The following is a 14,740-nucleotide window of genomic DNA, read 5'->3' on the forward strand; positions in this document are numbered from 1 at the left end:
GCGTTCGCGGAGTCGGCTGCCCCGCGCCCCTTGCAGGGTGACCGGTGCCTGAGCGCATAGGCTAGGCCTGCTCTAGCTCGTACCGTCTCTGGGGAGAAACGCATGGCACCCGGCCTTCCTACCGCCATGGACCGACCGCACTTCATCGGCATCGGCGGCGCCGGGATGTCGGGGATCGCCAAGATCCTCACGCAGCGCGGGGCCAGGGTGGCCGGCAGTGACGCCAAGGAGTCGGCGACCGCCGAGGCGCTGCGGGCGCTGGGCGCGACCGTGCACATCGGGCACGCCGCCGGGCACCTCGCCGACGACGCGAGCTGTGTCGTCGTGTCGTCGGCGATCCGCCAGGACAACCCGGAGCTGGTCCGCGCCGCCGAGCTGGGCATTCCGGTGGTGCACCGCTCCGACGCGCTGGCCGCGCTGATGGAGGGGCTGCGGCCGATCGCCGTGGCCGGCACCCACGGCAAGACCACCACCACCTCCATGCTGGCCGTCTCGCTGACCGAGCTGGGCCTGCGGCCGTCGTACGCCATCGGCGGCGACCTGGACGCGCCCGGCTCCAACGCGCTGCACGGCGAGGGCGACATCTTCGTCGCCGAGGCCGACGAATCGGACCGCAGCTTCCACAAGTACGCGCCCGAGGTCGCCATCGTCCTCAACGTCGAGCTGGACCACCACGCCAACTACGCCTCCATCGACGAGATCTACGAGTCCTTCGAGACGTTCGTGGACCGGATCACCGAGGGTGGCACCCTGGTGGTGTCGGCGGACCACGAGGGTGCCCGGGAGCTGACCCGGCGCGTCACCGCGTGCGATGTGCGGGTGGTGACCTACGGCGAGGCCGCCGACGCGGACGTACGCGTACTGTCGATCGTCCCGCAGGGGCTGAAGAGCCAGGTCACCGTGGTACTGGACGGACAGGAGCTGACCTTCGCCGTCTCCGTGCCCGGCCGGCACTACGCCCTGAACGCCGTCGCCGCGCTCACCGCCGGCGCCGCCCTCGGCATCCCGGCCGCCGAGCTGGCCCCCGCGCTCGCCGCCTACACCGGCGTCAAGCGGCGCCTCCAGCTCAAGGGCGAGGCCTCCGGCGTCCAGGTGATCGACTCCTACGCCCACCACCCGACCGAGATGACCGCCGACCTGGAGGCCATGCGCGCCGCCGCCGGTGACGCCCGCATCCTCGTCGTCTTCCAGCCGCACCTCTTCTCCCGCACCCAGGAGCTGGGCAAGGAGATGGGACAGGCCCTCGCCCTCGCCGACGCCTCGGTGGTCCTGGACATCTACCCGGCCCGCGAGGACCCGATCCCCGGCGTGACCAGCGAGCTGATCATCGAGGCCGCGCGCGCGGCCGGCGCCGACGTCACCGCCGTGCACGACAAGGCGGAGATCCCCGCGGTGATCGCGGGAATGGCCAAGCCCGGTGATCTCGTTCTCACCATGGGCGCGGGCGACGTGACCGACCTGGGCCCGCTGATCCTGGACCGCCTGTCGCAGTAAAGGGGCTGAGAACTGATGTCGTACGACGTCGAGAAGCCGGACGAGCAGTGGCGCGCGGAGCTGAACCCGGCCGAGTACGCCGTGCTGCGCCAGGCCGCCACCGAGCCGGCCTTCACCGGTGAGTACACCGACACCAAGACCAAGGGCGTGTACTCCTGCCGGGCCTGTGGCGCCGAGCTGTTCACCTCCGAGACCAAGTTCGAGTCGCACTGCGGCTGGCCGTCCTTCTACGACCCGAAGGACACCGACGCCGTGGAACTGGTCGAGGACCGCTCCCACGGGATGGTCCGCACCGAGGTGCGGTGCGCCCGCTGCGGCTCCCACCTGGGGCACGTCTTCGCGGGCGAGGGCTACCCGACCCCCACCGACCAGCGATACTGCATCAACTCCATCTCCCTGCGGCTGACCCCCGTGGAGGGCTGAGCCTCATCCGTGGTGTGGCCGGGGCTGGTGCCCCGGTCGTCCCGGTTTGAGACCCTGTGAGGGTGTTGGGTGTGGCGCGGTGGATCCGGTCCCGTCGCAGGCCCCTGCCCGCCGTCGCCGGCCCCCGGCCGGATGGCGACGGCCCCGGCGAGGCCGAACAGGCCGCCGCGCCGCTGAGTGCGCTGCGCGAGGCCCTGGCCGGGATCGGTACGACCCTCGACGCGGCCACCACCTGCACCGAGCTGACCCGGACCGCCGTACGGCTGGCCGACGGAGCAGCCGCCGTGCTGCGCCGCACCGGCGACGGCGCCGCCGGGTACGAGGCGATCGCCGGGGACGCCGCACTGCTGCCCGACGTCCGGTGGGCCGCCGCCACGGCCCGGGAGACGGACGTACCGGCCGTCGGCGCGGGCCCCGACCCCTGGCTGGAGCACACCGGTGCCGCCCGCTCCGGAGCCGCCCTGTCCACCCCGCTGACCAGCGGGGACGAGAGTTACGGGGTCCTGGTGTGGGCGCGGCCCGGGCAGCCGCTGCGCCGCGCCGAGGCCGAGCTGCTCGCCCTGCTCGCCGAACGCGCCGCCTCCCACCTGCGGCACGCCCGCGCCCACGCGCAGGTCAGCCGGACCGCCGGCGATCTGCAGCGCGCGCTGCTCGCCGAGCCCGGCCGGCCGCACCCCAACCTGGACATCGCCATCCGCTATCTGCCGGTGGGCCACAGCGCCCTGGTCGGCGGCGACTGGTGCGAGACCGTCCGGCTGCACTTCGGACGGACCCTGCTCGTCGTCGGTGACGTCATGGGGCACGGTCTGGAATCCGCCGTCGACATGAGCGCCTACCGCTCCTCCCTGCGCTACATCGCCGCCGCCGACCTGCCCCCGCACCGGGTGCTGCGGCAGATGGACGGCATCGCCGCCGGGGAGGACGACCGCAGACCCGCCACCTGTCTGCTCGCCCGCGTCGATCCCGGCCGGGGCCAGGTCACCGTGGCCGGCGCCGGGCATCTGCCGCCCGTGCTCATCGGCCGGGACGGTGCCACCGGGGTGCTGTCCGTGCCGGTCGGGCCGCCGCTGGGCACCGGACTAGGCGGCTACGAGTCGGCCACCCACCGGCTGGCGCCCGGCGAGACCCTCGTGCTGTTCACCGACGGGCTCGTGGAACGCCGGGGCGAGGACATCGACCGCTCCCTCGCCCGCCTGGCCGCCCTGCGCTTCACCGCGGGCGACGCCCTCGACACCGTCCTGGACACCATCCTCACCCACCTCGACGCCCGCCACGCCGAAGACGACGTAGCCGTCCTCGCGGCCCGCCCGCACACCCGACAGGGGGCTGCGGTGCAGGCGGGTGCGGGGGGTGCGGGGGGCGGTTGAAGGCGGTGCCGGGGAGGCGGGCGCGCCGCCGGCGCTCGGTGAGCCGGCGGGGCCGGCGGGTGCAGCGGACGCGGCCAACTGCCCCGGAGGGCCCGCTCGTACGGCCCGGCCGGCGCGTCGGCGAGCAGCACCGGTCGCCCTGATCCTCAAGGTGACCGCTGGTCCAGCGGTTCGCTCCCGCCAAAGTACGGAAACACTCGCGGTCTAGACTCTCCCCGCACCAGCCCAGGATCGGTCGGCCCGAAGGGTACGCGGCGTTTTGATACGGATAGATGCAGTCACGAAGCGGTACCCGGACGGCACGGTGGCGGTCGACCGGCTGTCGCTGGAGATACCGGACCGCGCGATCACCGTCCTCGTCGGGCCCTCCGGCTGCGGCAAGACGACGACCCTGCGGATGATCAACCGGATGGTGGAACCCAGCGAGGGCAGCATCCTCCTCGACGGCCACGACATCCGGCAGCAGCCGGTCAACTCCCTGCGCCGGTCGATGGGTTACGTCATCCAGAACGCCGGTCTCTTCCAGCACCGCACCATCCTCGACAACATCGCCACCGTGCCCCGCCTGCTCGGCTGGAGCAAGCAGAAGGCCCGCGCCCGGGCCGCCGAGCTGATGGAACGGGTCGGGCTCGACACCGCCCTGGCCAAGCGGTACCCGTACCAGCTCTCCGGCGGCCAGCAGCAGCGCGTCGGCGTGGCCCGCGCACTCGCCGCGGACCCGCCGGTGCTGCTGATGGACGAGCCGTTCTCCGCCGTCGACCCCGTCGTCCGCAAGGGACTCCAGGACGAACTCCTGCGCATCCAGGACGAGCTGGGCAAGACCATCGTCTTCGTCACGCACGACATCGACGAGGCGATCAAGCTGGGCACGAAGGTCGCCGTGCTGCGCACCGGCGGCCGGCTCGCCCAGTTCGCCCCGCCCGCCGAACTGCTCAGCGCCCCCGCCGACTCCTTCGTGGAGGACTTCCTCGGCGCCGACCGCGGCATCCGCCGGCTCTCCTTCTTCCCCTCCGCCGGCCTGGAGTTGCAGACCGCGCCCATCGTCGCGATCGACGCCGACGCCGGCCGCCTCGCCTCCCGGGCCTCGGCGGCCCCCTTCCTCCTCGTCACCGACCTCGACGGCAGGCCCCTCGGCTGGAGCGAGCCGGACCGGCTCACCGCCGGCGCCATCGACCCCGGCCGGCTGCTGGACTTCGGGCGGACGTTCGTGCCCGGCACCGACTCGCTGCGCACCGCGCTCGACGGCGCCGTGCTCTCACCGACCGGGTGGGCCGTGGCCGTGGACGGCGAGGGACGCGCTGTCGGCGTCGTGTCCCAGCAGGTCATCGGCGAGGCGATCCGGGCCGCCCACAGCAGGGTGGCCGCGCGGACCGATGCGAAGGCCGGGCGATGAACGGCTTCTTCGACCTCCCGAGCGACCTCCAGCACAGCTACCTCGGTCTCGTCGGGCTGCACCTGCGCGAGGCCCTGCTGCCGGTGCTGGCCGGGCTCATCGTCTCGCTGCCCGTGGCCCAGTTGTGCGTACGCTTCCGCTGGATCTACCCGCCCGTCCTCGGCATCACCACCGTCCTCTACGCCATCCCCTCCCTCGCCTTCTTCGTCGTGCTCATCGACTACTTTGGGCAGAGCGAGACGACCGTGATGATCCCGCTCGCGCTCTACAGCCTGGTGGTGCTGGTCCCGGCGATCGTGGACGGCGTCCGCTCGGTGCCGCCGGAGACCCTGGCCGCCGCCCAGGCCATGGGCTTCGGGCCCGTACGCCGGTACTTCCAGGTGCAGTTGCCCATCGCCGTACCCGCGATCATCGCCGGCCTGCGGGTGGCCACCGTCTCCAGCATCTCCCTGGTCAGCGTCGGCATGCTCATCGGCAACCAGGGCGCCCTCGGCAACATGCTCTACGACGCCCAGACCTACCACCGGCCCGCCCTGGCCGTGAACTCGGTGCTGACCATCGCGGTGCTGGGCATCCTCGCCGACGCCGTGCTGGTCCTCGTCCGCCTCCTCCTCACCCCCTGGATGCCGCGGAAGGGGACCACCCGGTGAACGTCCTGGACTTCGCACACGCCTTCTTCAGCGACAGCACCCACTGGCACGGCTACGACGGCATCCCCACCCGGTTCACCGAGCACGTCACGTACTCCCTGCAAGCCCTCCTGATCGCCGCCGCGATCGGGCTGCCCGTCGGCCTGCTCACCGGCCACACCGGGCGCGGCGGCAACGCGCTCGCCCTCGTCGCCACCGCCGGCCGGGCCCTGCCCAGCTTCGGCCTGCTGGTGCTGATGTTCATCTGGATCGGCTTCGGACTGCTCCCGGTGATGATCCCGCTGGTGGTCCTCGCCGTACCGCCGATCCTGGTCACCACCTACGAGGCGATCCGCTCCGTCGACCCCTCCCCGGTGGACGCGGCCCGGGGCATGGGGATGCCCGAGGCACGCGTGCTGCTCCAGGTGGAAGTGCCGGTCGCGCTCCCGCTGATCCTCAGCGGCCTGCGCACGGCGGCCATCCAGATCGTCTCCACCGCCACCATCGCCGCCTACGTCAGCCTCGGCGGCCTCGGCCGCTACATCATCGACGGCCTCTACCAGAAGAACTACGAGAAGGTCGTCGGCGGCGCCACCCTCGTCGCCGGCCTCGCCCTCGTGACCCTCGCCGTGTTCTGGGCGGCGTCCCGGCTCACGGTGTCACCGGGGGTGCGCCGCAGCGGCTGAGGCCTACGACTCGGAGCGGGCCAGGGCGAGTTCGAGTACGACGAGCAGCGCGTCCCGCACCGAGCCGCGCTCCCGGGCGTCGAACACCACGACCGGCACCCCGGCGGAGACGTCCAGCGCCCAGCGGACCTCCTGCAGCGAGTGCTCGACCCTTCCGTCGAAGGCGTTCACCGCCACCGCGAACGGGATGCCCTTGTGCTCGAAGTAGTCGACGGCCGCGTAGCAGTCGTCCAGCCGGCGGGAGTCGACGATGACGAGCCCGCCGACCGCGCCCTCCACGATGTCGTCCCACATGAACCCGAACCGCTCCTGTCCGGGCGTGCCGAACAGGTACAGCTTCAGCGTCGGGTCGATGGTGAGGCAGCCGAAGTCCATCGCGACGGTCGTCGTGGTCTTGCGCGGGGTGTGCGTGAGGTCGTCCACGCCGGCCGCGACCTCGGTGATCGACGCCTCCGTCGTCAGCGGCTCGATCTCCGAGATCGCGCCGACGGCCGTGGTCTTGCCCACGCCGAAACCGCCCGCGATCACCATCTTCACCGGCAGCGGCGGCCGCACGGCCGCCGGCGCGGCCGGGCCCCGGGCCGGGAGCGGTTCAGTCGGTGTCACTCGGTACCTCTCGGGAGTCGGGGACGGCCCGCAGGCCATCGATGACCCGGCGCAGGACGGACGCGTCGTGGGTGGCCTCGGCGTCCGGCACGTACACCGCCAGCAGGCCCTCCTCGCGCAGGTCCTCGGCCAGGACGCGGACCACGTTCAGGTGCAGCCGCAGCCGGGCCGCGAGTTCCGCGAGGGACTGCGGCAGCCGGCAGGCGGCGACGATGTCGTGCTGCTCGAAGGAGAGCCCGCCGAGCGCGTCGAGACCGTCGGCGGTCGCCACCACCTGGGTCTCCACGGGCAGCGCCCGGCCGGAGGCGGCGTCCGCGACCCGGCCGGCGGTGACCAGGTACGGCCGTACGGCGGGGGCGGGGCCGACCGGGTCCGGGCCCGGCGGCGCGGTGCCGTCCGCCATGGGAGGTCTCTCCTTCTCAGCGGGCCGTCGCCGCGCCGACGCTGTTCTTCAGCTCCAGCACGAGTTGCGGGCTGAGCGCGGCACCGGCGCGGTTGGCGAACAGCGTCATCTCGTAGGCGATGTTGCCGAGCTTCGCCTCCTTGTCGGTGACGACGCCGAGCACGGCGCCGCTGCCGATCGCGGAGACGATGACGTGCCCGCCCTCCAGGTCGATGATGACCTTGTTCAGCCCGCCCAGGCCGTAGTTGCCGGAGGCGCCCGCGGCCAGGCTGGTGATGCCGGACACGATCGCCGCGAGCCGCTCGGAGTCGGCTTGCTCGCGCAGCTCGGACACCGCGATCAGCAGGCCGTCCGAGGACACGGCGATCGCGTCCACGACACCGGCGGTCTCGGTCGCGAAGCGGTTCAGCAGCCAGGTGAAGTCGGCCGCGGCGGCCCGCAGGTCGGTCGGCGGGGTGCCGCCCGTCGGGCTGTCACCTGTCGAGGTGCTCACTGCTCGGGCTCCTTCCGGGAGGTGGGTCCGGTGCTGGTGCTGTCGCTGAAGTCGTCCGGGCGGGTGGAGGTGCCCGTGCCGGCGTCGCGCCGGGCACGCTCCACCGCCGCCTCGAACTCCTCCAGCTCGCTGCGGACGGCTTCCGCGTCCAGCGGTCGTACGGTCTTCGGCACGGTCGGCGCGGCACCGGCGGTGGTCCGGAGCGTGGCCCCTCGGACGCGGCGGCGGAGCGGGCGTCCGGTGCCGGAGGGTGCGGGTCCGGAGGGCTGGGTCTCGTCCGGTGCGTGGGTCTCGTCCGGTGCGCGGCGGGGGACGCGGCGGGGCAGGGGGCCGCCGCCGTGTTCCGCGCGGGCGCCCCGGGACGGTACCGGTCCTGACGCCTTAGCCGGTGCCGGTGCCGGTGCCCGTGCGAGTGCTGGTGTCGCGGTGGCCGGGGTTCCCGTGCCCGCGCTCGGTGTCACCAGCAGCGAGGCCGGCAGTGTCACCTCCGCCGTCACCCCGCCGCCCGGCGTCCGGGTCAGTTCGACCCCGATCTCCCAGCGGCGCGCCAGCGCACCCACGACGAACAGGCCGAGCACCTTCGTCGGCACCAGGTCCAGGCGTTCCCGGCGGATCAGCCGGGCGTTCTCCTCGGCGAGCCGCTCGCCGCTCATGCCGAGGCCGTGGTCGGTGACCACGATGTGCGTGCCCTCGGCGCCCGAGCGGACGGTGACCTCGACGGGGCTGTCCTGCGGCGAGAACGACACCGCGTTCTCCAGGAGTTCGGCCGTCATCAGGGTGAGGTCGCCGATGACGTCCGGTTCGACCAGGGCGTCCGACGCGGCGTACAGCCGTACCCGCTGATAGCCCTCGATCTGCCCGAGCGCGGCCCGGACGACGGTGGACAGCGCCGTCGGCCCCGCGTCCAGCACGGTCTCGCGGATGCCGGCCAGCAGCATCAGGCTGTCGGCGTTGCGGCGCAGTCGTACGGCGATGTGGTCGATGGAGTACAGCCGTTCCAGCAGCGCCGGGTCGGTCTCCCCGCGCTCCACGGCGTCGATCAGCGCGAGCTGGCGGGTGGTCAGGTTGCTGACGCGGCGGCCGACGTTGCCGAACATCTCGGCGGTGTTGCGGCGGCTGAGCACCTGGCGTTCCAGCAGCGCGGCGGCTGTCGTCTGCACGCGGTTGAAGGCCTCCGCGAGGTCTCCGATCTCGTCGCGGGCGGTGACCGGCATCTCCCGCAGCCGGGGCGGTCCGTCGTCCTCGGCGTCGTCGTCGGCCACCCGGGCCAGTTCGCGCCCCGCCACCTCGGCGACCTCCCGCGCCGCTCCGGTGAGCGCCTGCACGGGCCGGACCACCGAGCGGCGCACCAGGACCGCGAAGGCGATCCACAGCGCGAAGGCGATCAGCGTGCCGCTCAGCAGCAGTGCGGCCCGTCGGCGGGCGGTGTCGGCGGCACCGTCGGCCCGGTCGGCGATCTGGCCGATGAGCGCGGTGGTGATCTTCAGCCGGGCGGCGGCCTGTTCGGGGTAGGCGGGGTAGCCGGCCAGCGCGTCCCGCACCGCCCGCCGCAGCTGCGCCTGGTCGTCCGTCTGCGACCGGCCGATGCCGACCTGCAGTTCCGCGTACGCGTCGGCGATCTCCCGCTGGGCCTGGGTGTGTTCGATGCCGGAGAACCGTTGGGCCTGCGCTTCGGTGGCGAACCGGCCGAAGCGTGCGGCCTGGTGGGTGTAGAGGTCGTGGGCGCCGACCGCGTTGGTGAACTCGATCAGCGCGTTGGTGTCGCCCGTGGTGGCGGCGAACACATTGGTCTCGAAGGCGCCGTGGGCGGCGTCGGCGCGCAGCAGGGAGTCCAGCAGGCTGCCGGTGAAGGTGTCGGCGAGGTCGGCGTCGCGGTCGAGGCCGAGGCCGTCGATCAGGCTCTGGGCGGCGCCCGCGTAGGCCGGGTCGATGTTGTCGGCGGGCAGGTACGACCGCTCCACCGAGGCGCGCAGGCTGGTGAGGCCCTCGACCCCGCGCAGGGCCTGCGCCTCGCTCTCCGGCAGCCGGTCGCCGAAGGTCTCGCGCACCTTGGTCACCTGGGAGTCGACGGCGCGCTGTGCCGCTCGGTAGGCGGACGCCGACGGACGCGCGTCGCCGGACTCGTGGCGCGTCGAGAGCAGGATGGCCTGCTGGTGCTCGGCCTCCACCCGGTCCACCAGCCGTGCCACCTGCGCGCTGTCCCGCACCAGCCGGGCCGCGGAGGCCGCGCTGGACGACTGCCGCACCAGATCGGTGAAGAGGTACGCCAGCAGGGCCGCGATGACCGCGAGGGGGATGCCGACGAGGAGGTTGAGCTTGCGCCGGAAGGGCCAGCGGTCGGCGAACGCCGCCCGTGTGCCGTTCCGCGCGGGTGTGTGGCGGGCAGGTGCGTCCACCTCGTTCGTGGACACCGGGCCTCCTTCGTGGGTGTCTGGTCCGGGGGAGACATCACTCCCGAACTCCCGGACACGAGGGCCTCGTCGCCCTCGAAACGCCTGTGTTCACGACACCGGAGCGGGCCCGCAGCACCGCTGTGGCCGAGACCAACTCGCCTGAGACTACAGGCCCGTTGAGGTGGGGTTCAGCTCGGCTTTCATCAAGAATCCGTTACGAAGAGACGCCTCTCCGTGCACAAGTGGTCGCAGATCGAGGCCAATCGGTGATCTGCGGGCCTTGACTGACCGAGAACGAGCTGGATTGGATCAGTGGGTGACTTCCACGACCCACATCAGCAGGTCCATCCGGAGGAACCGAGGCGCGGCGGCGGTCGCCCTCGCGGCGGCGACGGCTCTGCTGGCGGGCTGTTCCTCCAAGGACGACAAGGGCGACAACCCTCTTACGGAGGGCAAGGCGAGCGGCGACAGCGTCGTCGTCGGATCCAACAACTTCCCCGAGAGCACCCTGCTCGCCGACATCTACGGTGAGGCTCTCAAGGCCAAGGGGATCAAGGTCACGTACAAGCCGAACATCGGCAGCCGCGAGACCACCTACGGGCTGATCAAGAACGGTTCCATATCGGTCCTGCCCGAGTACAACGGGGCGCTGCTGGCCTATCTCGACCCGAAGGCCACCCCGAAGACCCTCGGCCAGACCACGGACGCCATCAACGCCAAGCTGGACTCCAAGCTCACGCTGCTGAACCCGGCGTCGGCGGAGAACAAGGACTCGGTCACCGTCAACACGGCCACCGCGAAGAAGTACCACCTCACCGAGAACTCCACCATCGCCGACCTGAAGGACATCGCCGGCGACCTGGTCATCGGCGCCTCGCCGGAGTTCCAGACCCGGCACCAGGGCCTGGTGGGCCTGAAGTCCGTGTACGGCCTGGAGTTCAAGTCCTTCAAGGCGCTGGACGCGGGCGGCCCGCTCACGCTGGCGGCGCTGAAGAAGGACGCCGTACAGGCCGCGGACCTCTTCACCACGGACCCGAACATCTCCAAGGAGAAGTTCGTCGTCCTGCAGGACCCGAAGAACCTCTTCGGCTTCGAGAACGTCCAGCCGCTCGTCTACAGGAGCGCGCTGTCCCAGAAGGGCGTGGAGGCGCTCAACGCGGTCTCCGCCAAGCTCGACACCGCGACCCTGCTGAAGCTGGACACCCAGCTGCAGGAGGAGAACAAGGACCCGCTGGACGTCGCCAAGGCCTGGCTGAAGTCCGCGGGCCTGGACTGACGTCCCCTGCTCGGAACAGCCTGAGCGCATGTGAGCGGTCTGAGCAACTGAACGACCCGAACGACCAGGAACGACCGTGACGTGCCGACGCGGGTGCCTCCGCCTCCCGGGGACACCCGCGTCCCGCTCGGCACGATGATCCTGGAGTACACCGCCAACTCGGCACTCCCCGTCGGCCTGGAGGACCGGCCACCGACCGGGGACACACGTTGGCAACCGAACTCCTGCCGCGCCTGGTGGAGTCGTGACCCCGGCGCTTGATCCCGGATGAGGGCACGGCCGAGGTCGTCGAGCATGCCCTCACCCTCGCGCTCCGCGGGATGTCAGAGGTCGAACTCGTGCGGCGGCAGGTCCAGCGCGTAGCACGCCTCACGCACCACGGCCTGCTCGTCCTTGTCGAAGTCGCCGTCCGCGCCGCCGATGACGATGCCGATCTGGATGACGGCCCGCGCCTCGGCGGGCTTCTTCTTCGCCTTGGCGACCTCCTGCAGCACGCTCACCTTGCCGAAGGCGAAGTCCGCCGTCAGTTTGTTCAGGTTCTCCTCGAAACGGCGGCGGAGGTCGTCCGCCGGGAAGTTCTGCAACACCTCGTTCGTGGCGATGAGCTGGGCCACCCGCTGCCGCTCCGACGGATCCACCGTCCCGTCGGCGGCGGCCACGAGCGCGCACATCGCCATGCTCGCATCACGGAACGCGCCGCTCTTCAGGTCGTTCTTCTTCGCCACCAGCTGGGTCTGCATCTGCGACGCCGACTCCCTGATGCGGTCCCACAGGGCCATGTGCGCTCCTCGTATCGGCCGCCTGATGCTCGGACAGCATCCCGGCGGGGATTTCTACATCGCTGTAGAAGATAACTTCTACAGCGATGTAGAAACGAATGGGGCGGCCGGGAAGTTCCGGAGATCTAGACTGAGCCCGCGAACACGACGGACACAGCCGGAACACAGCGACGACGCAACGGGGGGAAGGCGACAGTGGCGACAGCGCCCGGCACCGGCGACCAGGACCCCTCCGCCGAGGTGCTCGCCGAGGCGGCCGCCGCCTTCGGACTGCTCGCCGCGCCCGCCCGGCTGCACATCATGTGGGTGCTGGCCCAGGGCGAGAGCGACGTGACCGGACTCGCCGAGCGGGTCGGCGGTGCGCTGCCCGCCGTCAGCCAGCACCTGACCAAGCTCAAACTCGCCGGCCTCGTCCGCTCCCGCCGCGAGGGCCGCCGCCAGGTGTACTTCGTCGACACCGCCGAACAGGCCGCCGTCGTAGAGGTCGTACGCCTCCTCGTCGGCCGCCTCGCCGAGAAGGAGGCCCCCGCAGCCGTCCCGGCCCGCCGGCTCCGTGGCCTCTGACCCCGTGACCGGAACCATCCTCCAGGAGCTGCGGCGCCTGGAGGCCGGCCCGAGCGGACTCACCGACGCCGAGGCCACCGCCCGGCTCGCCGCCGTCGGCGAGAACACCCCGCCCCACCCCCACACCCCCTCCTGGCCCGTTTGCTGGGCGCGCGGCCTGCGCGCCCCTTCACGGCCGTCCTGCTCACCCGCGGCCTGGTCTCGGCGACCGATCGCCTCCTGGGGCACTGCCGCCGTGTTCCTCCTGCCGTTCGGTTCCCGGAAGCTCCCCGACACGGCCCGTGCCCTGGGAAAGTCCCTGCGCATGCAGGGCTCCGCCGGCTGAGCCGTCAGCCCTCGTCCCCTTCGTCCCCCTCTCCCTCTTCTCCCTCGAAGAAGTCCCCGATCTCGTCCACGACTTCCGCGGCCACCATGCCGCCCACCACGCCCACGGCGACGCCCGCCGCACCGGCGGCCACGGCCGTGCCCAGGCCCGGGCCGGAGGGGTGGGCGTCGGTGGAGTACGGGCCGGGGAGAGGTCTGCTGTCGTGGCCGTACGCCGCGTGGCTGCCGTAGGCGTCGCGGTGCTCGGTCACCTGGCGGATCCAGCCGTCCACCTCCGTGGGCCAGTCACGGGCCGGCGCGTCCTCGTGGCGCACGACGAATCGGGTCAGGGCGTCATGGCCCGGTGAGTACAGCCCGCCCCGCTTGTCCGCCTCCAGGACGACCTCGACACCCGTGGGGGAGGCGAGGAAGGTCAGCTCGAACTCGCTCACCGCGTGCGCGTACTGCGGGGCCGGCGTCAGCTCGATCTCCTGGTAGAACGGCAACTGCTGGCCCGTACCGCCGATGCGGCCGTACTCCAGGTCGGCCGAGCGGAAGCCGAAGCCCAGGTTTCCGAGCGCCTCCAGCACAGCCTCCTGTACGGGCAGGGGGCGGACCGCCAGCGGGTCCAGGTCGCCCTTGTCCCGGGCGCCGGCCACCGCGACCTCCGTGCGGACGCCGAGCACGATGCCGAGCGGCTGCCCGTGCAGCTCGGTCACCGGGGTCTCCCAGGGGAGCGGCACGCTGAACGGCACCTCGCGCTCTTCCCCTTCGCCGAGCCGGAAGCCGCCGCTGACGGTGAACCGCTCGAAGACGACGGCGCCCTCGCTCTCCCCCTCCGTGTGCTCCGCCTCCACACGGGCGATCAGCTCCAGGCCGATGTGCTCCACCTCCACGGCCGTAGCCCCGCCCCGCAGCAGCACCCGGCCCGCCAACGTGCCACCGGGCAGCACCGCGCCGCCGTCCAGCACCGTGTCCACGGAGGGGCCGCCGACCCCCATCGCGCCCAGCAGCCTCTTGAACACCATGCCGCCTCCTTCGCTCATCGCCTCATCCAGGCCGGCGTTCCACCGCCGACCGCTGCCCGATGAACTCACCGCAATGGCAAAGAAGTTCCCAAGTCACCTGTTCAGGTGACGGTGTGTTGGTGGCTTGACGGTCCTGCGGCTCGGTCGCTCAGCCCCGTGGCTCCGCGGATGGCGGCCGGCCCAGGCGCCCGGTGCGTTTCGGCGTACCGCCAGCACAGGCCCCGGCGTCACGGGCAGCGCTCGCCCCCACCCGGGCATCAGGAATGGCAAAGCCCCCACCCGGCACCACGGGAGGCGAGCAGCTCCCGGGCGATGAGAGGCGAGCAGCTCCCGGGCCATGAGAGGCGAGCAGCTCCCGGCCCCGCAAGCGGAAAGCAGCGTTCACCCGGCGCCAAGAGAAGCAAGCAGCCGACCCGAAGGTGTGGTCGGCCACCCCACCCCGCGCCCCCTCAGGCCGCCCCCTCCGCTCCCTCCGACCCCAGAGCGCGCCCCGCGGCGCGCGCCCGCTTGCGGCGTTTGCGGCGGCTGGTGCGTGGTTCCTGGTCCGGGAGCCAGCCGAAGGTGAGGCAGCTGCCGGTGGCGCCGAGGAGGAGGCCGAGGAAGAAGCCGCCCAGGTTGGAGGTGAGCCAGGTGCCCAGGGAGAGCAGGATGCCGGTGATGGAGTAGAAGAGCCGCTGGGAGGGGTTGAAGAGGATGAGCAGGCCCAGCAGGACCATGAGGGTCGGCAGCAGGTAACCGGCCAGGCCCTGCATGCCGATGTGCAGCACGACCTTCAGCGAGGCCTTCTCGGTGAGCAGGATCTCGCCGCCGCCGAGGGCGAGCAGCAGCCCGCCCCAGAACGGCCGGCGGGCCCGCCATCCGCGGAAGGCGAGCCTCGGTCCCCGACGTGGACGGTCCGGCACG

16 protein-coding genes are annotated in these 14,740 nt (G+C 72.1%); 9 read left to right on the forward strand and 7 right to left on the reverse strand.

The annotated features are described in order from the left end of the window. The first annotated feature begins 102 nt into the window (after positions 1-102). The 6 genes from murC to ACZ4U1_RS12295 all read left to right on the forward strand — a co-directional run bounded on the left by murC (position 103) and on the right by ACZ4U1_RS12295 (position 5,992). A complete protein-coding gene (gene murC / locus ACZ4U1_RS12270) occupies positions 103-1,494 on the forward strand; it encodes a UDP-N-acetylmuramate--L-alanine ligase (protein ID WP_467902528.1) in 1,392 nt (463 codons plus the stop codon). A 15-nt stretch (positions 1,495-1,509) separates the two neighbouring features. Beyond that, positions 1,510-1,917 carry a peptide-methionine (R)-S-oxide reductase MsrB gene (gene msrB, locus ACZ4U1_RS12275; RefSeq protein WP_467902530.1) on the forward strand — a complete coding sequence of 136 codons (408 nt, stop codon included), beginning with the start codon at positions 1,510-1,512 and terminating at the stop codon, positions 1,915-1,917. Positions 1,918-1,988: 71 nt separating this feature from the next. Next, positions 1,989-3,284, forward strand: a complete 1,296-nt coding sequence (locus ACZ4U1_RS12280) for a PP2C family protein-serine/threonine phosphatase (protein ID WP_467902532.1) — start codon at positions 1,989-1,991, stop codon at positions 3,282-3,284. A gap of 259 nt (positions 3,285-3,543) precedes the next feature. Further along, a complete protein-coding gene (locus ACZ4U1_RS12285) occupies positions 3,544-4,677 on the forward strand; it encodes an ABC transporter ATP-binding protein (protein ID WP_467902534.1) in 1,134 nt (377 codons plus the stop codon). After that, positions 4,674-5,327, forward strand: coding sequence for an ABC transporter permease (locus tag ACZ4U1_RS12290; RefSeq protein WP_467902536.1), 654 nt, complete (start codon positions 4,674-4,676; stop codon positions 5,325-5,327). The genes ACZ4U1_RS12285 and ACZ4U1_RS12290 overlap by 4 nt, the downstream gene beginning before the upstream one ends. Beyond that, on the forward strand, positions 5,324-5,992 hold the full coding sequence (locus ACZ4U1_RS12295) for an ABC transporter permease (protein ID WP_467902538.1): 669 nt from the start codon (positions 5,324-5,326) through the stop codon (positions 5,990-5,992). Before ACZ4U1_RS12290 ends, ACZ4U1_RS12295 begins: the two co-directional genes overlap by 4 nt. Before the next feature lie 3 nt (positions 5,993-5,995). On the opposite strand, the gene ACZ4U1_RS12300 is transcribed toward ACZ4U1_RS12295, so the two are convergent. Genes ACZ4U1_RS12300 through ACZ4U1_RS12315 form a run of 4 tightly spaced genes read right to left on the reverse strand, consistent with a single transcriptional unit; the run spans position 5,996 to position 9,905 of the window. Next, positions 5,996-6,598 (reverse strand): GTP-binding protein, encoded by a 603-nt coding sequence (locus ACZ4U1_RS12300; protein ID WP_467902540.1) that lies wholly within the window; start codon positions 6,596-6,598, stop codon positions 5,996-5,998. Beyond that, positions 6,585-7,001: a DUF742 domain-containing protein gene (locus ACZ4U1_RS12305; protein ID WP_467902541.1), complete on the reverse strand. Its 417-nt coding sequence runs from the start codon at positions 6,999-7,001 to the stop codon at positions 6,585-6,587. The genes ACZ4U1_RS12300 and ACZ4U1_RS12305 overlap by 14 nt, the downstream gene beginning before the upstream one ends. 16 nt (positions 7,002-7,017) lie before the next feature. After that, on the reverse strand, positions 7,018-7,494 hold the full coding sequence (locus ACZ4U1_RS12310; protein WP_467902543.1) for a roadblock/LC7 domain-containing protein: 477 nt from the start codon (positions 7,492-7,494) through the stop codon (positions 7,018-7,020). After that, complete coding sequence (locus tag ACZ4U1_RS12315) at positions 7,491-9,905, reverse strand: sensor histidine kinase (RefSeq protein WP_467902544.1); 2,415 nt, start codon at positions 9,903-9,905, stop codon at positions 7,491-7,493. The genes ACZ4U1_RS12310 and ACZ4U1_RS12315 overlap by 4 nt, the downstream gene beginning before the upstream one ends. A 298-nt stretch (positions 9,906-10,203) precedes the next feature. On the opposite strand from ACZ4U1_RS12315, the gene ACZ4U1_RS12320 reads away from it, so the two are divergent. Then, positions 10,204-11,163 carry an ABC transporter substrate-binding protein gene (locus tag ACZ4U1_RS12320; RefSeq protein WP_467902545.1) on the forward strand — a complete coding sequence of 320 codons (960 nt, stop codon included), beginning with the start codon at positions 10,204-10,206 and terminating at the stop codon, positions 11,161-11,163. Positions 11,164-11,486: 323 nt separating this feature from the next. Here the strand turns inward: ACZ4U1_RS12320 and ACZ4U1_RS12325 are convergent, their stop codons facing one another. Beyond that, the gene (locus tag ACZ4U1_RS12325; protein WP_467902546.1) at positions 11,487-11,942 is read right to left on the reverse strand and encodes a tellurite resistance TerB family protein; all 456 of its coding nucleotides are present in this window, start codon (positions 11,940-11,942) and stop codon (positions 11,487-11,489) included. 195 nt (positions 11,943-12,137) lie between these two features. Here ACZ4U1_RS12325 and ACZ4U1_RS12330 point away from each other — a divergent pair, with 195 nt between their 5' ends. Both ACZ4U1_RS12330 and ACZ4U1_RS12335 read left to right on the forward strand, forming a co-directional pair. After that, complete coding sequence (locus tag ACZ4U1_RS12330) at positions 12,138-12,506, forward strand: ArsR/SmtB family transcription factor (protein ID WP_467902548.1); 369 nt, start codon at positions 12,138-12,140, stop codon at positions 12,504-12,506. 4 nt (positions 12,507-12,510) lie between these two features. Continuing rightward, positions 12,511-12,831 (forward strand): cation-transporting P-type ATPase, encoded by a 321-nt coding sequence (locus tag ACZ4U1_RS12335; RefSeq protein ID WP_467902550.1) that lies wholly within the window; start codon positions 12,511-12,513, stop codon positions 12,829-12,831. Positions 12,832-12,835: 4 nt separating this feature from the next. Here ACZ4U1_RS12335 and ACZ4U1_RS12340 read toward each other — a convergent pair whose 3' ends face one another. Continuing rightward, the gene (locus ACZ4U1_RS12340) at positions 12,836-13,837 is read right to left on the reverse strand and encodes a sporulation protein (RefSeq protein ID WP_467902552.1); all 1,002 of its coding nucleotides are present in this window, start codon (positions 13,835-13,837) and stop codon (positions 12,836-12,838) included. 449 nt (positions 13,838-14,286) lie between these two features. Next, complete coding sequence (locus ACZ4U1_RS12345; RefSeq protein ID WP_467902554.1) at positions 14,287-14,739, reverse strand: DUF6114 domain-containing protein; 453 nt, start codon at positions 14,737-14,739, stop codon at positions 14,287-14,289. Position 14,740: the final 1 nt, after the last annotated feature.

It is taken from the genome of Streptomyces sp. NPDC028928 (assembly GCF_055564915.1).